The sequence below is a fragment of the Hoskinsella mucinilytica genome, assembly GCF_045223415.1.
GTDB classification, from domain to species: Bacteria; Bacillota_I; Bacilli_A; order Erysipelotrichales; family Erysipelotrichaceae; genus Hoskinsella; species Hoskinsella mucinilytica.
The window spans coordinates 1-20,440 of the sequence record NZ_JBEQZJ010000024.1; the positions used below are offsets into that span (position 1 = coordinate 1).

Consider the following 20,440-nt stretch of genomic DNA (forward strand, 5'->3'; position numbering starts at 1 on the left):
CATACTTCTTCCTGTCAACGCTTTTTTAAATTTTTTTTATTTTTTTCATAAAGCCTTCATCTATGCTGTTTTCCTACAAAACCAGATTTTCCTTCTTCCATAAAACTCAAGTACTTATCATATAGTCTAGATATCTCCTGATGATCAAAAGGTGAATTTCTTAAATGGATATCTACCATTAATCGATCCAGACCTTTATGAATGGCACGATCTAAATCGACGGAATAACGCATTTCTTGCTTATGCTGCTCATATTCATCTTCATCCAGTAAGGTTGTTTTTCCAATTGGGTTCACTTTAACATCTAAATCATAATCTATATTTTTAATGGCCTCTCCATCATATAAAGAAGGGCTGGCTAAATTACAATAATAATGAATCCCGGTCTTTCTTATCATGCAAATCACATTATACCATTTATCTGGATAAAAGAAACAAATCGCCGGCTCTCTTGTGATCCACTTTCTACCATCAGCCTCACTAACCAATGTACGATTCGTAACTGCTACGATTCTTTTATCATTTGCCTCGATTACATACCCCTGTGCCCAAGTACGATGCAGACTTCCATCATGTTTAAAGCTTTGGATATATACATAATCTTTTTCCTTTACCTGCATGCTCTTTCCTCCTTGCGAGTCATTATTATACCATACTTTCTTTTTTGTTGTCGTAAGGAATAGAACTGATTTTAAAGAGCATACTAAAAAACGAAAGGAGTTGTTGAACATGTTAACACCAAAGGACGTCTTATATCTGGAAGATTTATTGGATCAAACATTGGTATTGAACAAACGAATTGCCAATGATGTAACCATGCTTTCTACCCCAGAAGTCAAAACCTGTTTTGAAGATGTAAATGAAAAATTAAAGGAGCATTACCAAGCAATGGTCAAGATCCTTGAAAAGGAGGCAAAAGAATCATGAGTCAATCTAGCAAAAGCTATAGCGAAAAAGATATTGCCACTAACTTATTGGTTACTTTAAAACATATGAAAGCAGAATACAATACCTTCACACAGGAAGCAAGCAATGAAAGCTTATATAGTGAAATCAAGGAATTGTATGACTGTATTTCCACACAACAGCGTAATGTATTTGAAATGATGTGTTCTCAAAGCTGGTATCAAATGACTGCAGATAGTGCAAAAAATATTTCTAAGGCATATACAAAATTCAGTAAAAGTGAAAGCGAGTTATCTTAATTCGCTTTTTCTTTTACTTCCTTCATGATAAGATAACATAAAGAGAAAGAAGGAACTATATGAAAAAAGAAACATGTTATGAGGAGCTATTGGAAAATGCTTTGACGCTTTGTAATCCAGAAGATGATGTAATTGCACGTATGGCAAATATATCTAGTTTAATATATCATCGCCTACCTCATATTAATTGGGCTGGATTTTATCGTAGTCATGAACAACAATTGATCCTTGGTCCATTTCAAGGAAAACCTGCTTGTACTCCGATTGCTTATGGCAAAGGTGTTTGTGGCACTTGTGCAAAGGAAAAAACAGTTCAATGTGTTCCTAACGTACATGAGTTTTGCGGTCATATCGCTTGTGATGTCGATAGTAAATCAGAAATCGTTATACCGTTAATGGAAAAAGACACCCTTATAGGTGTCCTTGATATAGATTCTGATGTTTATCATCAATTTGATGATGTAGATATCTATTATTTGTCTAAATTAGTAAAGATATTACTTACTCATAATGTATATGAAAATAAGATTTAGCCAGATTGACTGCTTCTCTTGCGGAAAACATTCTGCAACGAGTGTTACCAACATAGGTTGATCTAACTGTTTTTCGATCTTCCATGACTTCTCCGATATCTGAGAAGTCTTTTTTATCGTGTTCGATATCTAATAGGTCGATCCAAGTGCATTTATGGTTACTTTCAATTGGTGCAGATACCAACTTGATCGGAAATAGTTCTTCTTGATATTGAGCCATTTCAAACATGGTGCAATCATCATAGCCACTTCCAATCAAAACACAATATCCATTCATTTCATAAATCTTGCCTAAAGGAGAATCTTTTCCAAGTGCAAAATGGAGAGGGTGTTTATCACAAATCAGTTTTGCATATTTTCCCCATGCCGCAAAGCTATAAAGAGGATGATAGCTTCGTATAACCGCTTCGTTTCTTAAAAATTGATAGACAAAATCATCACTTCCCATTGGCTCGCTCAGTTTTTTATCAAACGGTATCGCATGTTCTCTGATTTCCTTCCAATACTGGCGTGGGGCTTTTATCGATTGACAAGCGGGATCTTTATGCTGTGGAGTAAAGCATGGCACTACCAAAGTACCTTCATAACCAACTGTTTCCATTAATGCTTCCACGATTGCTTGTGCTCCTCCATTGATATTTTCCATCATCTTCATATCAACATTCACAAACAACAGCATACCTTTTTGTATACCTAAGTGCTCTAATTGTGTCTGTATATCCTCTTTATGTAGGACACTACCCATAGGGTCTATAAAATATGTAGATTTTTCAGCCATGTTTCATAATCCTCTTTTTCTATATAACCCTGTTTGATATTTTCAGGCTGTAGATTGCCCTTATAGAAATAATACGTCATAGGGTATGTCGTATATTCTCCAATGAATACCTCAAGTTCACTTAATGCCTCTTTGACATCTTCATCTTCTTCCTCAAGATGGATGGTTAGTTCATAAATTTCAAAAGGTTTGATGTTCTGTAATTCTTCAATCACCTTTTTATATTCATCACAGGAATAACAGCTATTGGTCGTAATATATAGTAGAAACGTATCCTGATCTTGATCTTGTAGACGGTCAACAACTTCTCGTGCACTTACTTCAATTGGTTCATGAGATGGTTTATCTGATCCGCTACAACCTGATATAAGGAAGAGAGATAGGATTGCGCATAATATTTTTTTCATAAGCAACATCCTCCTGTTTTTTTTATTTTACCACATTTTTCAATTTTATAATATGTTATCCTAAGAAAATGAATGACACTTTTCAAGCAAGCGTTTATTCTTTCTGTATAGGATCGAGATCATGTGTCAATTCATACTCATATCGTGGAATCTTCTTTTCGTGAAAAAGAAAGAAACATGATCGTCTCTTTCTTTCACTTACTTAATCGTAATAATTCTCTTAGACATTTGCTTTCGTTTTCGTACTTGTTTTCTTTTTGAAAAATATCAGCCAGATCCATCAATATAAACTTTTGAAGCTCATAAAATTCTTCTTCAACAAGATATTCATATAACTTCTGAAGAAAATGTGTACAGCTTTTTTGTTCCATCAGCAATTGTGCATAATACATCATTCCTTGTGCCGCTTTATCCATATCAATCTGTTTGCTGGCAAGAATCCAATGACTAGCCTCATCATTCTTTCCAAGCATCAGATAGGAATAGGAAAGATAAAAATACAAATAAGCATAATTCGTATTTTTCTCTATTGCTTTGCTAGCATAACGTATACATGTATCATAATCTCGCATCTTAAAGCTATTAAATGCCAAATTATCATATGTAGTTGAAATGACATAATCATTTTTATATTGTTGTGCTAAGCGAATGGTTTCTTCTAATTGATTCTTTGCTAATACAAATTCCGCCATTCGTATATAACAGATACCAATGCTTCCATGAGTATATAGAAGACGATTGATATTCCAACTTTTTTCAAACATGCCATATGCCCTTCTGAAATAGTGTAACGCTTTCAAAGGTTCGTTTAGCTTATAATGGAGCATTCCCATATGATAATATAGCATATCCTTATGTTCCAAAGTTGCCAATGCTTCTGCTTTTTTATAATACTTCTTTGCTTGATCATATTGCTTCGCCTTTTGAAGAATAAAGCCATAGTAATCATAGTAAATACATTGTTCTGAAAGAGAGTAAACATCTTTGAATAGTTCAAGATAGCCCATGAGTTTATCGGATGGTCTTTCTTTATTCATCGCTTCATAGATAAAGCGTACCAGAACAAATTTTGGAAATAGGATGGATTGTTTCAATTCTTCTTCTTTTAGCTTTACAAAAAGTTTTTGTTGCTCGTTCATATCATCATAAAGCAAAGCGTGAAGACTATCTTTATATAACTCCTCATAAACATCTTCATTTTTAAACAAGTAAACAAAATCAATGCCTACAGCATCACAAATTCTTTTCCAGGTGCTTAGTAAAACTTCTTTCTTTCCTTTTTCTAATTCTACATAAAGTGGTTTTTGTATGCCTGTCTGTATGCAGATCCTGCCTATGTCCATTCCTTTCTGTTCTCGATAAAAACGAATCATAGGTCCACAAAATTCTAGATTTTTCACACTGAGTCTCTCTGCTTCTTATCCACGATAGTCATGAGTATCCTCCATACGGTATGGAAAATTTGTTGGCGCCTTGATCAGCCTAATCAGGTTGCCATACAATGATGATTTCATTTTCTCTCTCCTCCTTTTCAAGACACACTCATATCATCTTTAACTTATGATAACTGAACACTTAAAACATATATCACAAATACATATGCATTACAAGCAAATAGTATTAAAAAAGCTAAAATGGACATAAAATGTGACCAAAAAGAGATAATCGTTCATATGTCACATACATGTCACATATCACTTCAAAGCATCGCTGTTATTGAAAAACGTGCGATATCCCAAAGAAACGAATACAACAACCGTGATGGCAGTACATCCCAGTATCGCAAGCATGATACCAATTTGATATTTGATTGCGGTCAAGGGAAAGGTTCCGGATAAGATCTGCCCTGTCATCATTCCGGGTAAAGAAACGATACCCATGGTAAGCATATTATTCATGGTTGGTAGGATTGCGGCATCAAAGGCGTCATTGACATATTCATAAACGGCATCTTTACTGCTTGCTCCTAACATGAGTGAATTTTCTATTTCGGCATGATGATCAATCATATTGGAACATAAACGATTGGCTCCCAATGCAATTCCTGTCATCGCATTGCCAACGATCATCCCACTGATCGGAATGACGTATTGCGGATCAAACCATGGCTCCACTTGTAGTACAAACCATAGGAAGACCAAGGATATGATAAGGTATCCAAAGATCATAGAAAAAACCATCAAGCGTTTTAACTCTTTTGACATATCATATTTCACTCGTTTGATTGCATTATATGCCGCAAAGGAAAGCATAACAACGAGCATTGATATCGTGATATACCAGCTTGGATGATCAAATACATACATTAAGATATATCCCATCACGGTTAATTGAAGGGTCATTCTCGTTGTGGCAATCAAGATCAAGCGTTCTCTGCGTATTCCTCGATAGCGAAAAATCAAAAGCAGAACAAGTACAAAAACATATGCAAAGGTCAATTGTAAGATCGATAGATCCATCACGGTATCATTCATGTTCATACCCCCTACATTGTCCATGTTCTATCCTTAAAATATCATCGGGATAGCTTTTTGCTATTTCTTCTGAGTGTGTCACCATGATCAACTGTTTATGATGTTCCATGGCAAATGTTGCCATATTTTCCATAACAAAGCGTTCTGTTCCTTTATCTAAAGCACTACTTGGCTCATCTAATAAATATAATGAAGCATCCATTAGCATGATTCTTGCCAAACAAAGACGTTGTTTTTCACCACCGCTTAATTTTTCAACTGTTTGATCTAAGGATAAGGTAAGTTGCATTTTTTCTAAATATTCTTTCATACGTTTTTGTGATGCAGGTGGTCGTTTGCTGAAGCGCAATCCGATTTGAAGATTATCTTCCACATTACCATGATACATTACAGGTGTTTGAGCTAGCATTACGATATTTCTTCTTAATTCTGTCGGATTCCAAAGTTTGATATCCTTACCTTGATAAAAAATGGTTCCTTCATCAGGATCACTCATTCGATTCAACATGCGCAATAGTGTTGTCTTTCCACTCCCGCTGCCGCCAACGATGCAACTGATATCATGATCGATCTGAAGATGTTCGATATCTAAGATCGTTTTAAATTTCAAGTGTTTGATTTCAATCATATTACCCCTCTTTTCCTTTTATTTCCTTCTTCTTTTAATATAGAAAAGAGATCAAAACGATCTCTTTATGACAGATATGGTTGAATTACATGTGCAATGCCATCTTCGTCATTGCTATAAGTTACTTCATCAGCAATGAGCTTAATCGGCTTAACTGCATTTCCCATTGCGACACCATGTCCTGCGTATTGAAGCATCGTCAAATCATTCATTTCATCACCAAAGGCAATGACCTCTTCTTGAGAAATACCGAGTGTTTCACAAAGCTGACGTAGACTGCTTCCTTTATCGATGCCGTTATCCACCACTTCAATATAGAAAGGTGCAGAAGTACAAATCGTCAACATATCGCCAAAGGGAAGTCGAAAATCTTCTAATTGTGTTTTTAGATAATCGGCAGGCCCGCTTACCAAAAATTTATTCGGATCAAAGTGGTCCACATAAGCATTCAGATCTTCAACCACTTTGATGTTCATATGGCAGATACTTGCTTCATAGTCTGCCTTATAACAGTTTTCATCATCTGTAACTACAAATTCTCCGTCATGGATCATGACCGAAAGATTCAATGCTCTGGCATTGTTGATGATCGGACGTTTACATTTTGGTAGCACTACATGATTATATAATACCGTTTCTTTCGGATATTCTATGACCCTTGCGCCATTAAAGGACATTAGGATACCACCGAATTCATCCATTCTAAGTTGTTTTGCTTCTTTATATAGTCCATGAGTAGGTCGTCCACTGGCTAGTACCAGTTTTGCACCTTGTCGTTGTGCCTCTATCAATATTTCTTGCGTATAAGGTGAGATTTCTTTTTTGCTATTGGTTAAGGTCCCATCCATATCCATGACGATCAATTTATATTTCATAATCCTTTTCCTCTTTTTCTTTCATGTTCATTATAGGGAATCAATCCTGAGATTGCAATATCCGATTGGCTTTGATTTTGTATTTTTTGATTGCTCTTTTCGTATTTTTTTCATACAATGAAGCTGTAGAAAGAGATGATGATATGATAGAAGCAGTATTTTTAGATATTGATGGTACTTATTATGACCATACAAGCAATCAAGTGTTGCCAGAATCAAAAGAAGCTGTGAAACAGCTGAAAAGAAACGGATATCGTGTAGTATTGTGTAGTGGAAGAGCCTTAAGTATGGCAAGAAGTGTTCCTGTCTTTGATGGAATCGAGTGGGATGGTTTTATCGGTGGCGGTGGAAATTTCGTCTATGATAAAAATTTTCAGTGTATTTGGAAGCATACCTTTTCTATGAATCAGCTTGCACAGATTTTTTCCATTCTGAAACAACGAAATATCGCAGCCTATGTCACAGGTGAAGATATCTTCCTTACTAGAGAACTGAACCAACATGAAGAGGCGTTATTGGATATCTTCCATATGCATAAGCCCAAGATCCGTGATTGGGACCATGATGAGGTACATATGATGTCGCTACTTGGAAAGAATGACGATTTATCTATGTTAGAAAATATCGAAAATGTCCTATTGCAACCGAGTTGCGATGAAATCATGGATGTTTTGATCAAAGATGGCAATAAGGCAAGAGGTATTTCTCATCTTTTGACCCATCTTGGGATACCTCAAGGAAATTATCTGGCGTTTGGTGATAACCTAAATGATCTGGAAATGTTACAACAAGCTGAAATCGGTGTTGCTATGGGAAATGGAGCCCCACAGCTTAAAGCATATGCAGACATCGTTTGTGCCCCAAGCCATGAGCCGGGTATTGCTCAAACTTTAAAACAATTAAAACTAATTTAACCGCAAACATCTGCGGTTTTTTTATAAATCTTTCTTTTTCGACCATGCTATTGATAACAATGGAGGATTTTCATGCAACAAGCCAAATTATTTTATGATAGCGTAGATAACCATGCATATGCACTCTTAATCATACAACCAAAGCGCTTTTCCCCAATGTTGTGGAAGTGTCGACAAGAAGTGATAGAGAAAATGACATTGCTTCTTTCTTCTTGTCTAAGCAAAGAGGAACGTATTTTTGTAATAGAAGATGAATTTCATGTATTTTTACGAGCTACTCATCCATTAGACATCATGAATTGGATTGCAATCGCAGATGATACCATCGAACAATATCAGTTTTTTCATATTGCCATCGGTATCTGTTTTTTAAGAGACAGTATTGATTATGAAACAGCTGTTCGCCAAGCACGCTTTGCCTTACATCATAACAATGAGCGATTCCTCTATACGACATCTTATGAATTTTTTCATAAGCTGGATATACAGCAGTATCTAGCATCGGAAACATGGGAACGTTATCTTCCTCAGGCTTTAAAAAACGGACAGTTTCAGATTTATCTTCAACCTAAAGTTGATACACAAACCAAACAGATCAAAGGTGCGGAAGCCCTGTTACGCCTTGTACAAGATGCGCAGGAAATACCATTATCTGACTTTCTTCCTTATGCAAATCAAAATGCGTTCATTCGGATCCTGGATCTTTTTGTACTTGAACAAAGCTGTCGTCTATTACAATATTGTATCAATCATCATTTACCACTTCTTCCCATCAGTGTCAACATTTCGTTTCATTCTTTTCAAGATGGCGCCTATTATTTAGAAGAAAGTAAAAAGATCATACAACAATTTCAGATTCCTTCGACCTATATTGAATTTGAATTAAGTGAGGATATCACGTTGTCTTCTTCTCATTCTTTATTTTCTTTCCTCAATCAGCTACAAACGGCCGGCCTTCGTATTGCTTTGGATGACTTTGGGAGTGGATATGCTTCCCTAGCAATTTTAAGTGAGTTGCCTATTGATATCATCAAATTGGATCAAAGCTTTTTTCGTAAAGGGTGCTCTAACAAACAACGAATTGTTTTACAACATTTGATATCTTTATTAAAGGAATTACATTATCATATCGTTGCCGAAGGTGTAGAAACGAAAGCAGTCGTTGACTTTTTAACCGAATGGAAAGTAGATATGATTCAAGGATTTTATTTCTATCAACCTCTTTCAACTCATGATTATTTGAATTTGTTGTCTCATCAAAATACAAATAGCACAAATGATGATCCTATGATATAATATTGTCATTCTTGCTATGCGCCTGTAGCTCAGCTGGATAGAGTAACAGACTCCGACTCTGTAGGTCGCAGGTTCGACTCCTGTCAGGCGCACCAAAGATATGATAAATGAGTACGTGTGTACTCTTTTTTTATGGCATCATAGATGAATGCTGAATCCATCATAAGAAAAGATACCGGCGCCATGTGTTAGCTTTCCTTCTTGTTCGAGCATATCGAATGCCTGTATGATCGCATCCATGAATGATGCGGTAATCGCTAAGGAATGATGTCCGGGATATACCTTTTGAATGGAAAGTGTTTTGAGCTTGTGTAAAGAAGCTCGATACATAACAGGATCTGTGGTCGGATAAAACGCATCCAAACAACCTTTATAAATCAGATCACCTGAATACAGCTCCTGACGTATTGCTTCATAATAACACACATGTCCTGGAGAATGTCCCGGTGTATGTATCACTTGAAGCTTACGATTTCCTAAGTCAATCGCATCCTGATCCTTTCACTGTTTCGAATAACCTAGCGCATAAATTTGATACGCCTGTTCTTGAAAAGAACTTGGCATTTGACATGGTTCTTTCATCAGATTTTGTTTTACGACCTCAAGTGGAAGTGGGAAATTTCCGGATATCCAGCTAGCCTCTTCTTCATGAACCATAATCGTTTGAAATTCGTGCAGACCTCCGATATGATCCCAATGAGCATGTGTCAATGCAACGATAATCGGAAGTTTCGTCAAAGATCGAACGACAGGAAGAAGCTTTGTGACACCCAATCCGGTATCGATCAATAAGGCCGAAACACTTCCTATCAATACATAACAATTGTTTCTTCCCAGTGCTGATATTCACTGATGACGAATGTATCATGATGGATACATTCTACATGAAACCATGGTTCCATAAGTTACCTTCTTTCTATTCTCTCAATAAAGGATAACGGTATTGCTTGTTTTCATAAACTGTAAGATCAAAGAGATGTCTTTGTTTCAATAGACAAAACGAACTTATTCAAGCAGTACCAAATATGTGTCTGAATCTTTTCATATACAAAATCATCATTTATTCCTATACTTCATTATAAAAATTATACTATATCAACTATCTTTTTCCACTATGTTTCCTCATAACCGGTTGATGTGCAGTTAATAACATAGAAAAGTGGAATAGTTTCACTATTCCACTGATTTCAACGATTCTACCATAGGAATCTTTTGTAATTTACGATACATCACCAAATTGACAATGATAGAGAAGCCCATTGTAATTAATACAGAGTATACAAACGAAATGGTATCGATATTACGTCCAAACATAACGGTATCTAATTCTGCCAAGCTCATGATCATCGCATGCAAGCCGATTCCTAAAATCAAACCGGCCAATGCGCCAATCAGACTTAGGATGATGTTTTCTCGATAGACATATGCGCTTACTTCTTTATCATAGAAACCAAGCACTTTGATGGTCGCAATTTCTCTTAATCGTTCACTGATATTTACATTGGTCAAATTATACAGTACAACAAATGCCAGCATACCAGCGGATATAATTAAGACCACAACGATAAAGGATAGAGATGAAATGGTATCTTCAAAGCTAGAAGCGATTCCACTATAGAATGTCACAGAATCAATACCATCTACTTTCATAAACGTATTTCCAAGCGTTTCTTCGCTTTGTTGATTGACATCTTTCATAATGCCGAGCAATGTTGTATCTTTTGCCGTTGTATGATAGATGCTCTTATAATAGGTCGGTGTCATATAAATCGCATGACCTACATAGTTTTCTGAAATGCCGGTAATCTTGATGTCTTTTTTCACACCATCTCCATTATCGATGGCTATGGTATCGCCAACGGAAATTCCTTTTGACTTCGCCAGTTTTTCGGTCATAATCGCACCATCATTTCCCAATGTCAATGCCTCATGTCCGCTTCGTGTACGAAGTTTCGTAAACTCACGATAAGCAGTTACATCATCCGGCACATAAATATCTACACCTTTATCTTCGCCTGAATCCGCATAAAAGCCATGATAAATTGCGACTCCCATTGCTTTGTCAATATTTTGATCTGCGCTTAATTTCTCTAAAGCATCTTCTCTTTGTGATGCGGTTACGTCAGATGAAAAATTCATACTGACATCATAAGGATTCAATTCTTCATATTGCAATACCACGATTTCACTGATAGAATCCTGAATACCAAAGCCTGCGACCAACAAGGCACTACATCCACTGATCCCGATGACCGTCATAAAGAAACGTTTCTTATATCTAAATATATTTCTGGCCGTAACCTTATGAATGAAATTGAAACGTTTCCAAACAAAAGGTATGCGCTCCAAAAGGATCTTTTTGCCATCTTTCGGTGCTTTAGGACGCATCAGTTGACTTGGCACATCCATCAATTCTTTATAAACTGCTGCAAATGCTGCAGCTATGGTAATCAATGATACGATACCGATCGATAGTACAGCTAATCCTATTTGAAATTGTAATTGTACTCCGGGAAGGGTATACATGATATTCCATGCATTATAAATCACGGTTGGGAATACGATCATCCCGATTACAGAACCAAAGATACCACCGAAAATACTTGCGACACCCGCATAAGCAACATATTTCACCGCAATGCTTGTTTTAGAATAACCCAATGCTTTTAAGGTTCCGATTTCTTGACGCTGTTCATCTACCATTCGTGTCATCGTTGTCAAACATACAAGGGCAGCAACCACAAAGAAGAACAATGGGAACACCTTCGCTATTCCACCCATTCTATCCGCAGCACTACCATAATCTCGATAGGAGTAATGAGAATTACGATCCAACACATACCATTGAGGTGTTTCCATCGCTTTAATATCTTCCTCGCTCTTATCTAGCTTTTCTTTGGCTTCTGCCAATTTTTCCGCACCGTCTTTTTCTTGCTTTTCCAATGTAATTTGTCCACTTATTGCCTGTGCTTTTCCATCATCGATCTGCTGTTGAGCAGCATCAAACTGATTTTGAGCATCTAATTTGGCCTGTGCTAATTGTTGTTTCCCTACTTCGATCTGCTGTTGGGCATTGTTGATTTGTTCATCCAATGCACTCAACTGACTCATACCGGCATCTAAGGTTTCTTGTAAAATATTCAATTGCTGTTTCAAAAGATCCAACGTAGGTAACGCATAGGTCTTTGTCATCTCTAATGTCTTCTTTTTTTCCTCTAACAATGTTTTTTCTAATTCGGTAAGATCCGGTTGCGCAAGTTGATCTTCTACCTCTTTGATTTGTCGATCTAAATCAGATACTTGTTCCTTTGCATCCTCGATCTTTTGATTCAACTCAGCGCTTTGGACATCAAAGCTAGCCTTTTCTTCTTCTAATTTTCCTTTTAGCACATCGTATTGTGATACCAACGCTGTCAACTGTGCTTCACTTTGTTCAATTTCCTGTTCTTTCGATGCTAACATCTGTTGTGTTGATAATTGATTGGCATTTAAGGTTGCCTGTGCGATCAAAGTCTGATCATGTGCATCACTTAGCTGATTCTTCGCTTTCTTGATTTCTTCATGAAAGGCTTTTTCATTTTTCTCATATTCTTTACGGCCATCTTCAACCTTTTTCAAAGCTTTGGCTTTGATTTCTTCAAATCGAATATCTGCACGTTCTTCTCCTAATGACGTAATTTCTGTTTTCACGGAATCAATGGCGTCAAAATAATCCTCACTATAGGAATTATAATCTTTTGCACCCTTGATGGTAACATAGATTTCCGTATATACATCCATCGTAAAATTCCCTTCGGGAATAAAAATATATTGATCAATACTACCACTACCGATCGAAGAGCTTCCTTTTTCATAGGATAAATAATTTGGTGTCGTCACCTCTCCTACAATTGTATACGTCGTATTTTTCAAACGATCCTTTAGATCCTCATCATTTCCACTGCTTAACGTAATGGTTGTTCCGATCTTTGCACTTCCTCCCTTGATTTCTTCGTGCTCGATCACACATTCATTTTCTTTTTCAGGAAGTCTACCATTGATGATACGCATTTGATTGATATAATTGTTGTTATGCTCTGTTTTCCCCATTGGAAAAGACATCACCTTTATGACACTTTGTTTATGATCAACGGTATTCAATGCATCAATGGAATAGCTTGGATATACACCTTCTACCCCATCCACCTTAGAAATGGCATCAGCATCTTCTTTTGTCATACCAATCGTAGACATCAGCTTTAGATCCATAAAGTTATACTCATCAAAATAATGATCCGCACTGTTCTTCATCACCGGAACACTTGCTCTTACACCGGCAAAAAACGCTACCCCAATGGCAACGATTGCAAATATAGAAAGAAACCGCCCTAACGATTTGCGCATTTCTCTTATGATGTCCTTTCTCAGTGCAGAATATTTCATCAATACTCGATCCTTTCTACTGGTAATGGATGTTCATTTATTGTAATACTTTCTATTCTTCCATTGCGAACCTTAATGACCTTATCTCCCATTGCCGTTAATGCTAAATTATGAGTGATGACGATCACACTAACCCCTCTTTGATTACAAGTATCTTGAAGTAACTTTAGAATTTGTTTTCCTGTATGATAATCTAGTGCACCGGTTGGTTCATCACATAATAAAAGCTTTGGATTTTTCGCAATCGCTCTTGCAATCGCAACTCGCTGTTGTTCACCACCGGATAACTGTGCCGGAAAATTCCCACTACGCTCACTCAATCCAACTGCTTCGATCGTTTCATCGATATCTAATGGATCCTTACAAATCTGCGCCGCAAGCTCTACGTTTTCTTTTACGGTCAAATTTTGCACCAGATTATAAAATTGAAATACAAATCCAATATCATAACGTCGATAGGTAGTTAATTGTTTCGCATTATACTTACTGATTTCTTTACCATCTACAAAGATGTTCCCACTACTACAGCTATCCATACCACCTAAAATATTTAAGATCGTACTCTTACCTGCCCCACTCGCTCCGGCGATAACAACGAATTCCCCTTTATCAATCGTGAAATCTACACCACTCAATGCTTCGATTTCCACCTCTCCCATTTTATAAATTTTTTTGACATCTTGAAATTCAATATAGGCACTCATATACATCGACCTTTCCAGTATACTTTCTTTTCTATATTATACAGGAAATTAAAAAACTTTAACAGTACAACCAAAGGTTTTTCACTTTCCCCTTTTGCTTCAACTTTCGTATCTAGTATAATAAGAATGCAATTCTATGAATGAAAGAGGGATCTTATGAATATTTATATGGAATTATTTGTTACTTTTATGAAAATCGGCGCTTTTACCTTTGGTGGTGGTTATGCAATGCTACCTCTGATACAAAAGGAAGTCGTTGAGAAGAAAGGTTGGGCAACGGAAGAGGAAATCATGGATTATTATGCGGTCAGTCAATGTACTCCCGGCATCATCATGGTGAATACTGCTACCTTTATCGGTTATGATCAAAAAGGAGTATGGGGTGGGATCATCGCAACATTAGGTGTCATCACACCAAGCATTATCATTATTTTGATGATTGCTTCTTTATTAACTGCCTTTTCCTCTTTGGCTATCGTTCAACATGCTTTAGCAGGAATCCGTGTAGCGGTTTGTGTCCTGATTTTAAATGCCATTGTCAAGTTGTGGAAAAATGGAATTAAGGATACCTTTGGTATGCTGTTGTTCCTTATCGTGCTCATTGCTGTTACTTTTACCACATTACCGACTGTTTTATTCGTAATATTAGCTGCATTCTGTGGTGTTGTATATCATCGCATACGTAAGAATGGAGGTGCTTGATATGGATCTGACATTGCTTCTACTTGCCTTTTTTGAATTTTTCAAGACCGGATTATTTGCTTTGGGCGGAGGTTTGGCAACCATTCCTTTCCTTTCTGAGATGATAGAAAAATATCATTGGTTCACAACGAGCATGCTAACGGATATGATTGCAGTCAGTGAATCTACTCCAGGAGCGATCGGAATCAATATGGCAACCTATACCGGTTATCATATCGCAGGAATACCTGGTGGGATCATCGCAACACTAGGCCTTGTTGCTCCAAGTATCATCGTTATTTGCATCGTCGCTCGCTTTTTAAAACGTTTTAAGGATAGTAGCATTGTTCAATCTATCTTTTATGGTATACGACCTGCTGTCACAGCTTTGATTGCTTCTGCCGGTATTTCTATTTTCATTACAGCTTTATTTCAAGAGGGAAAACAACTCTTAGATATCATACGCTGGCCTTGTGTCTTGTTATTTCTTGTCATCTTTTATCTTTCCACTAAGAAAAAATGGCATCCGATCTTATGTATTGCATTATCCGCAGGAATCGGTATTCTCTTTCAGTTATAAATCAAAATAAGTTCTCATAAGATAACATGAGAGCTTTTTTTATGATCATAGATATAAAAAAGTTCCCAACAACCTATTTAAAAGTGTTACAATACTTACATAGGAGGCAAAATCTATGAACCTTACAAAAAAACAAATGACCATACTTGGTAGTGCTGTTGTTGCTGTTGTCATCATCATCGGGGGTATTTTCTTTTATAGGAATGCACAGCCATCAGCAGACTCTGCATGGAAAAAGTACCAAGAAGCATGGATCAAAAAAGATTATGAATCGATGTATGCTATGCTCAGTACACAAGCGAAAGAAACTCATGATCATGATACCTTCATCAAAAAGTATCAAAATATCTATGATGGAATTGAAGCTAGCAACATCAAAATAGAAACAAAAGATATCCTAGATAACGATCAAGGAAAAACGGCTGCTTATCATCTGTCTATGGATAGTATCGCCGGTCCCATCGCATTTGATCAAACAGTGGAAATTGTAAAAGAAGATGGCGAATATAAGCTGAATTGGAGTTATGCACAAATATTTCCGCAAATGCAAGACGGAGATGGTATCACCATTTCTACAGAAGATGCAAAACGTGGGGATATCTTAGATCGCAACAATGAACTTCTTGCCACAGATGGCGAAGTACTTGAGGTTGGCGTTGTTCCTGGAAAACTATCATCGAAAAATGAAATCAAAACCTTAGCAAAACGTTTAGACATAAGTGCAGATGCCATTGAACAAGCAATGAGTGCTAGTTGGGTAAAAGATGATCTTTTTGTTCCTGTAAAAACAATCTCAAAGGATACGGATTTTAAATATGATGATTTACCCGGTGTGAGTGTTCACTCAACTACTGCTCGTATATATCCTTATAAAGAACTATGTGCTCATTTCACAGGCTATGTACAGACCATCAATGCCGAAGAATTAGAGGCACATCAAGGACAAGGCTATACTGCGACAAGCATTATTGGAAAAAGTGGTCTGGAGAGTATTTATGAAAGTAAATTACATGGTCAAAGCGGAATTGCGATTCAAGTCGTAAGAAATGGAAGCGTTGTAGATACCATTCAAAAATCAGAAGTAAAAAATGGTGCCAATATCAAAACGACCATCGATGTTAATGTCCAAAAGAAAGTATATGAACAGTTAAAGAAAGATCAAGGTGCCGGTGTTGTCATGAAACCGGATACCGGTGAAGTACTCGCATTAGTATCTACACCTGCTTATGATCCCAATGACTTTTCTCTTGGTATGAGCAATGAAAAATGGAATGAATTAACAAAGGATAGCGATAATCCATTGGAAAATAGATTCACAGGTTTATATGCTCCAGGTTCTACCTTCAAGGCAATCACAGGAGTCGCCGGCTTAGATACCAAAGCCATGAGTGCTGAAGATGATTTAGGTCAAGCAGCAAACAAGAAATGGCAAAAAGATTCCAGTTGGGGCGATTATTATGTCACCACAACAACAGCCTATGATGGAGCGGCAAACCTTGAGAATGCAATGATTTATTCAGACAATACCTACTTTGCGAAAGTTGCGTTAAAGATGGGCGCATCTTCTTATGCCAAACAACTTGATGCATATGGTTTTAATGAAAAGATGGATTTCCCATTCGCAGTGAAAGCAAGTAGTTATGGAGAAGCAAGCGATTTAGAAAAAGATATTACCCTTGCGGATACCGGATATGGTCAAGGAAAGCTACAAGTATCTCCGATTCACTTAACAGCAATGTATGCTATGATACAAAACAAAGGAACCCTTCCTATGCCTTATCTTCTTTATCAAGATGGTAAAGCTAAGGTGTGGAAAGAACAAGCCGTTAGTGAAACAAGTGCTGCTATCATGCAAAAGGACTTAATTGCTTCTTATGCCCAATTTGGTGAAAACCCAGCCAATGCCGGAGGCAAGACCGGAACTGCAGAAGTTGGTGATAAAGAAATCGGATGGTTATGTTCTATCAATCAGGATTACGCTATCACCTTAATGGTAGATCATACAGAAAATGTAGGTGGTAGTAAATACGTCGTACCATTGATGCAATCGCTTTGGAGAAGTTTATTAGAATAACATTAAAAAACAGCATAGCTGTTTTTTTCTTGAATTTAGTCTTGATATTTATGATCTATTTCATATTTCCTTTGTCTTGTGTTTAATATAGAAGATAACAAAATCCGCTGGACGAATCGGCGCAACCCCAATCACACAAATCAATCTGCCTTCACGAATATCATCCTGTGACATCGTACTCGTACCAACATTAACAAAGAATGCTTCATCCTCACTGGATCCTACCAATGCCCCATTTCTCCACAGCGTATGAAGAAACACACGAATGCTTCCCTGTACACGCATCCAAAGATAGATATCATTTTGTTCAAATTCAGCCCATTGTGTAAGAACACGGATACTTTCCTCCATATAAATAAAGAGTCTGCGTATATTGATATATTTCCAAGATGCATCAGAAGACATTGTTCTGGCTCCCCAAACACGGGTGCCCTGACCTGGCAATGTTCGAATCAGATTAATCCCCCTTGGATTTACCATCCCTTGATCCCTCTCATTATAATTTTCACTTAAGCCGGTACTATGACAAACAATCTCGTTTGCAGGCGCTTTATGTACGCCACGGAACTTGTCTACACGTGCATAAATACCTGCCATGGAAGCACTAGGTGGGAAAAAGGTACTTTTTTTTATAATCGGATCAAATATTTGAAGCCATGGATGATAAATGGCAGCATATGAGGAATCAAAATGAGAACGATACGTCATCATTTCTTCTACACTTTGTGTATCCTTTGGCATATCCAAAATCGCAAAACGATTTGCCATATTTTCACAATGCTTGATCAATGCATTTTGTACGTTTGGAATGGTTACTCCCGGTATCGCCATAATACTGACATCATCCACATCCATAAAAGCTTCTAGACCAGTACGTCTACCAGGCCCTTCATCATAACCTAAAAATAATTCTTCACTCTCTTCTATCACGGTTTTCCCACCCTTTAAAAAACCGGTATAGCCTGCATCATCAAGTTGAAACTTCGCCATCCAAGTAATGAGATGATCCATAGTTTCTTCTTTCATAGAAAACATTACATGTAACAAGTTTCCTTCTCCCATAACATGGTTTACATAATCCTCAGCTTCTGGATTCAATGATACATGATAAGTTTCTGCATGATCATCACCTTCTGCTCGCATGAGAAAACCGATTCTATATAATAATATGGAAGGTATTTGATGATCGTCTACATATGGAATCGAAACATTATGTTCCAGCTCTAGCTCTGTTTCACGTATACTGACAATACGGTTGTATTCTCTTCCTTCACCACAAACAAGTTCCACAAGATCTCCTACCATATATCCAAACGTACTTTTGACATGAAAAATCCGCTGTTCTGGATCCTTCGCTTCTTCTAATAGATTTGTTTTCATCAACCGCTCTTTTTCTATCGTGATACGCATTTCATTTCCCCATGCACCTACACTACTTGCTTCCAGATGCAAGTCAACACCTTCATGAGATAGTTCTAAGACAGCCGCCGTATCTTGATTACTTGCGACACGCATAACATAACATTGACTGCCACCATTACAAAAGAACTGTTCCACTCCATACGCCAGATGTCGATATTTTACAGAGTCATCTAAATATCCCCCAAACATACTACAAAAATGTGAAAATGAAGTGATCAATACCGGTTTTCCGATAACAGGTCCTCGCTTTGCTAGTCCGATAAATCCAACTGTTGATGTAGCTACACCTTCCCCTGGTCCTGGTCCCTCGTCAAACTCCTCTACATAAACACCCGGTGATCCATATTCTGCCATGATACTTCCTCCTTTTTATGTACTCATTCATAATGTCTTACTCTATCATATATTGTATCACATCTATCTGTTTTTCACTGAATCATTCCACATTTTAAAATCAGTCTTGAAAAGTGATTTCTATTCTGCAAATCATATAACTCATATAAAAAAGATGCCATTTTTTTGACATCTCGATAGATTTCTTTTATTTATTCCCAGTTTCTTTATGAAATGTTTCCGAAAATATCTGTTCGATATATTTTTCAGCAATATCTTCATGTGTTACATTAACACTCACATAAAAATTTTCTCGAAATTCTGATAATGGTATGTTGATTTCTTTTAGAAATCTCTTGACTGATTTTGCTTGCTCAACGATCCATATTTCATAAATAAAATAATCTACGTGATCCATCACTATCACTTCATATAACATTGGACTCCCTTGTGCACTTCTTATCTCTATAGGTATGCACAAATAAGGGCCTAGAGGAAATACGTTATCTTGAAAAGAATTTAAAACCCTCATATTCTCAGGAGCGGATAAATCTGCACAGATCCCAAACCCATCATGTTTTTTATAGCTCATAGATACCACCTCTTTTATCTACGTTATAATCTTACATATCACTTTTTTCTAGTTGTATACTAACATTGTTTTTCATATCGATTCCTACTTTACCTTATTTACGATGAAATGAAGTTCATCAAAACTTTAATATATCCAAAAAAAGCAAATGAATGCATTACTTTTCATTTGCTTTTTATAACGATACGATTGCTATCTCAGCACTTCATAGCTCGTGATGTGTCGCTGACAGTCGCTTGTTATGATACTTTCTTCCAACGTTTTAGTGTAGGAAACCATGCCATCATTCTTGCTCTGGCTTCCTCTTCTTTTAAATCAGGATTTGCTTTCAACATAGGTTGAATACAATATTCAATCATTTCCTCCATCGTTCCATGGAAGGTATATGCTCCATCCTTATAACAATATTCACAATAATCTTGACTCTTGCTTCCATCTTTATTGGTTCCATATAATTCATCTGTTTCGCCCATTGGCATGCCACAGCATTGACAAAATTTTTCTTCCATCTTGTCGTCCTCC

22 protein-coding genes and 1 tRNA gene are annotated in these 20,440 nt (G+C 36.9%); 9 read left to right on the forward strand and 14 right to left on the reverse strand.

Annotation, left to right across the window (positions count from 1 at the left end; translation table 11 throughout):
• Positions 1–56 precede the first annotated feature (56 nt).
• Positions 57–620, reverse strand: coding sequence for a DUF402 domain-containing protein (locus UGRO018_RS09910; protein ID WP_416326322.1), 564 nt, complete (start codon positions 618–620; stop codon positions 57–59).
• Positions 621–729: 109 nt separating this feature from the next.
• Here UGRO018_RS09910 and UGRO018_RS09915 point away from each other — a divergent pair, with 109 nt between their 5' ends.
• The 3 genes from UGRO018_RS09915 to UGRO018_RS09925 are packed head-to-tail and all read left to right on the forward strand — an operon-like array spanning position 730 to position 1,738.
• Entirely contained in the window at positions 730–927 is a 198-nt protein-coding gene (locus UGRO018_RS09915) for an oxidoreductase (protein ID WP_416326323.1), read from the forward strand.
• Positions 924–1,205 carry a spore coat protein gene (locus tag UGRO018_RS09920; protein ID WP_416326324.1) on the forward strand — a complete coding sequence of 94 codons (282 nt, stop codon included), beginning with the start codon at positions 924–926 and terminating at the stop codon, positions 1,203–1,205. The genes UGRO018_RS09915 and UGRO018_RS09920 overlap by 4 nt, the downstream gene beginning before the upstream one ends.
• A gap of 59 nt (positions 1,206–1,264) precedes the next feature.
• Positions 1,265–1,738 (forward strand): GAF domain-containing protein, encoded by a 474-nt coding sequence (locus tag UGRO018_RS09925; RefSeq protein ID WP_416326325.1) that lies wholly within the window; start codon positions 1,265–1,267, stop codon positions 1,736–1,738.
• On the opposite strand, the gene UGRO018_RS09930 is transcribed toward UGRO018_RS09925, so the two are convergent.
• The 6 genes from UGRO018_RS09930 to UGRO018_RS09955 form a co-directional block, all read right to left on the reverse strand.
• Positions 1,707–2,516 carry an AAC(3) family N-acetyltransferase gene (locus tag UGRO018_RS09930; protein ID WP_416326326.1) on the reverse strand — a complete coding sequence of 270 codons (810 nt, stop codon included), beginning with the start codon at positions 2,514–2,516 and terminating at the stop codon, positions 1,707–1,709. The two genes, UGRO018_RS09925 and UGRO018_RS09930, sit on opposite strands and share 32 nt — an antisense overlap.
• Positions 2,489–2,923 (reverse strand): membrane lipoprotein lipid attachment site-containing protein, encoded by a 435-nt coding sequence (locus UGRO018_RS09935; protein ID WP_416326327.1) that lies wholly within the window; start codon positions 2,921–2,923, stop codon positions 2,489–2,491. The genes UGRO018_RS09930 and UGRO018_RS09935 overlap by 28 nt, the downstream gene beginning before the upstream one ends.
• Before the next feature lie 194 nt (positions 2,924–3,117).
• On the reverse strand, positions 3,118–4,323 hold the full coding sequence (locus UGRO018_RS09940) for a tetratricopeptide repeat protein (RefSeq protein ID WP_416326328.1): 1,206 nt from the start codon (positions 4,321–4,323) through the stop codon (positions 3,118–3,120).
• 294 nt (positions 4,324–4,617) lie between these two features.
• The gene (locus UGRO018_RS09945; protein WP_416326329.1) at positions 4,618–5,397 is read right to left on the reverse strand and encodes an ABC transporter permease; all 780 of its coding nucleotides are present in this window, start codon (positions 5,395–5,397) and stop codon (positions 4,618–4,620) included.
• On the reverse strand, positions 5,390–6,025 hold the full coding sequence (locus UGRO018_RS09950; protein ID WP_416326330.1) for an ABC transporter ATP-binding protein: 636 nt from the start codon (positions 6,023–6,025) through the stop codon (positions 5,390–5,392). Before UGRO018_RS09950 ends, UGRO018_RS09945 begins: the two co-directional genes overlap by 8 nt.
• Before the next feature lie 65 nt (positions 6,026–6,090).
• On the reverse strand, positions 6,091–6,900 hold the full coding sequence (locus UGRO018_RS09955) for a Cof-type HAD-IIB family hydrolase (RefSeq protein WP_416326331.1): 810 nt from the start codon (positions 6,898–6,900) through the stop codon (positions 6,091–6,093).
• 143 nt (positions 6,901–7,043) lie between these two features.
• Here UGRO018_RS09955 and UGRO018_RS09960 point away from each other — a divergent pair, with 143 nt between their 5' ends.
• The 3 genes from UGRO018_RS09960 (at position 7,044) to UGRO018_RS09970 (ending at position 9,205) form a co-directional block, all read left to right on the forward strand.
• Positions 7,044–7,814, forward strand: a complete 771-nt coding sequence (locus UGRO018_RS09960) for an HAD family hydrolase (protein ID WP_416326332.1) — start codon at positions 7,044–7,046, stop codon at positions 7,812–7,814.
• 72 nt (positions 7,815–7,886) lie between these two features.
• Positions 7,887–9,110: an EAL domain-containing protein gene (locus UGRO018_RS09965; RefSeq protein ID WP_416326333.1), complete on the forward strand. Its 1,224-nt coding sequence runs from the start codon at positions 7,887–7,889 to the stop codon at positions 9,108–9,110.
• Between the two features lie 18 nt (positions 9,111–9,128).
• Positions 9,129–9,205: transfer RNA gene (locus UGRO018_RS09970), tRNA-Arg, on the forward strand.
• A 43-nt stretch (positions 9,206–9,248) separates the two neighbouring features.
• Here the strand turns inward: UGRO018_RS09970 and UGRO018_RS09975 are convergent.
• From UGRO018_RS09975 to UGRO018_RS09990, 4 genes are all read right to left on the reverse strand, one after another.
• Positions 9,249–9,596, reverse strand: coding sequence for an MBL fold metallo-hydrolase (locus UGRO018_RS09975; RefSeq protein WP_463667557.1), 348 nt, complete (start codon positions 9,594–9,596; stop codon positions 9,249–9,251).
• A gap of 15 nt (positions 9,597–9,611) precedes the next feature.
• Entirely contained in the window at positions 9,612–9,923 is a 312-nt protein-coding gene (locus UGRO018_RS09980; RefSeq protein WP_416326335.1) for an MBL fold metallo-hydrolase, read from the reverse strand.
• Between the two features lie 360 nt (positions 9,924–10,283).
• A complete protein-coding gene (locus UGRO018_RS09985) occupies positions 10,284–13,532 on the reverse strand; it encodes an FtsX-like permease family protein (protein WP_416326336.1) in 3,249 nt (1,082 codons plus the stop codon).
• Positions 13,532–14,236, reverse strand: a complete 705-nt coding sequence (locus tag UGRO018_RS09990; protein WP_416326337.1) for an ABC transporter ATP-binding protein — start codon at positions 14,234–14,236, stop codon at positions 13,532–13,534. Before UGRO018_RS09990 ends, UGRO018_RS09985 begins: the two co-directional genes overlap by 1 nt.
• Positions 14,237–14,392: 156 nt before the next feature.
• Here UGRO018_RS09990 and UGRO018_RS09995 point away from each other — a divergent pair, with 156 nt between their 5' ends.
• From UGRO018_RS09995 to UGRO018_RS10005, 3 genes are all read left to right on the forward strand, one after another.
• Entirely contained in the window at positions 14,393–14,938 is a 546-nt protein-coding gene (locus tag UGRO018_RS09995; protein WP_416326338.1) for a chromate transporter, read from the forward strand.
• A gap of 1 nt (position 14,939) precedes the next feature.
• Positions 14,940–15,497, forward strand: a complete 558-nt coding sequence (locus tag UGRO018_RS10000; RefSeq protein WP_416326339.1) for a chromate transporter — start codon at positions 14,940–14,942, stop codon at positions 15,495–15,497.
• A 115-nt stretch (positions 15,498–15,612) separates the two neighbouring features.
• Positions 15,613–17,571, forward strand: a complete 1,959-nt coding sequence (locus UGRO018_RS10005) for a penicillin-binding transpeptidase domain-containing protein (protein ID WP_416326340.1) — start codon at positions 15,613–15,615, stop codon at positions 17,569–17,571.
• A 60-nt stretch (positions 17,572–17,631) separates the two neighbouring features.
• Here UGRO018_RS10005 and UGRO018_RS10010 read toward each other — a convergent pair whose 3' ends face one another.
• From UGRO018_RS10010 to UGRO018_RS10020, 3 genes are all read right to left on the reverse strand, one after another.
• Entirely contained in the window at positions 17,632–19,347 is a 1,716-nt protein-coding gene (locus UGRO018_RS10010) for a phage tail sheath family protein (RefSeq protein WP_416326341.1), read from the reverse strand.
• A 187-nt stretch (positions 19,348–19,534) separates the two neighbouring features.
• Positions 19,535–19,918, reverse strand: coding sequence for a hypothetical protein (locus tag UGRO018_RS10015; protein ID WP_416326342.1), 384 nt, complete (start codon positions 19,916–19,918; stop codon positions 19,535–19,537).
• Between the two features lie 239 nt (positions 19,919–20,157).
• Entirely contained in the window at positions 20,158–20,427 is a 270-nt protein-coding gene (locus tag UGRO018_RS10020; RefSeq protein WP_416326343.1) for a zinc ribbon domain-containing protein, read from the reverse strand.
• Between the last annotated feature and the right edge of the window lie 13 nt (positions 20,428–20,440).

Coding starts and splice junctions, on each gene's coding strand:
- UGRO018_RS09965 (WP_416326333.1), top strand. CDS start 7,887: ATGCAACAAGCCAAATTATTTTATGATAGCGTAGATAACCATGCATAT.
- UGRO018_RS09995 (WP_416326338.1), top strand. CDS start 14,393: ATGAATATTTATATGGAATTATTTGTTACTTTTATGAAAATCGGCGCT.
- UGRO018_RS09960 (WP_416326332.1), top strand. CDS start 7,044: ATGATAGAAGCAGTATTTTTAGATATTGATGGTACTTATTATGACCAT.
- UGRO018_RS09945 (WP_416326329.1), bottom strand. CDS start 5,397: ATGAATGATACCGTGATGGATCTATCGATCTTACAATTGACCTTTGCA.
- UGRO018_RS09925 (WP_416326325.1), top strand. CDS start 1,265: ATGAAAAAAGAAACATGTTATGAGGAGCTATTGGAAAATGCTTTGACG.
- UGRO018_RS09985 (WP_416326336.1), bottom strand. CDS start 13,532: ATGAAATATTCTGCACTGAGAAAGGACATCATAAGAGAAATGCGCAAA.
- UGRO018_RS09990 (WP_416326337.1), bottom strand. CDS start 14,236: ATGAGTGCCTATATTGAATTTCAAGATGTCAAAAAAATTTATAAAATG.
- UGRO018_RS09915 (WP_416326323.1), top strand. CDS start 730: ATGTTAACACCAAAGGACGTCTTATATCTGGAAGATTTATTGGATCAA.
- UGRO018_RS09950 (WP_416326330.1), bottom strand. CDS start 6,025: ATGATTGAAATCAAACACTTGAAATTTAAAACGATCTTAGATATCGAA.
- UGRO018_RS09935 (WP_416326327.1), bottom strand. CDS start 2,923: ATGAAAAAAATATTATGCGCAATCCTATCTCTCTTCCTTATATCAGGT.
- UGRO018_RS09930 (WP_416326326.1), bottom strand. CDS start 2,516: ATGGCTGAAAAATCTACATATTTTATAGACCCTATGGGTAGTGTCCTA.
- UGRO018_RS09910 (WP_416326322.1), bottom strand. CDS start 620: ATGCAGGTAAAGGAAAAAGATTATGTATATATCCAAAGCTTTAAACAT.
- UGRO018_RS09920 (WP_416326324.1), top strand. CDS start 924: ATGAGTCAATCTAGCAAAAGCTATAGCGAAAAAGATATTGCCACTAAC.
- UGRO018_RS10010 (WP_416326341.1), bottom strand. CDS start 19,347: ATGGCAGAATATGGATCACCGGGTGTTTATGTAGAGGAGTTTGACGAG.
- UGRO018_RS10000 (WP_416326339.1), top strand. CDS start 14,940: ATGGATCTGACATTGCTTCTACTTGCCTTTTTTGAATTTTTCAAGACC.
- UGRO018_RS10005 (WP_416326340.1), top strand. CDS start 15,613: ATGAACCTTACAAAAAAACAAATGACCATACTTGGTAGTGCTGTTGTT.
- UGRO018_RS10020 (WP_416326343.1), bottom strand. CDS start 20,427: ATGGAAGAAAAATTTTGTCAATGCTGTGGCATGCCAATGGGCGAAACA.
- UGRO018_RS10015 (WP_416326342.1), bottom strand. CDS start 19,918: ATGAGCTATAAAAAACATGATGGGTTTGGGATCTGTGCAGATTTATCC.
- UGRO018_RS09955 (WP_416326331.1), bottom strand. CDS start 6,900: ATGAAATATAAATTGATCGTCATGGATATGGATGGGACCTTAACCAAT.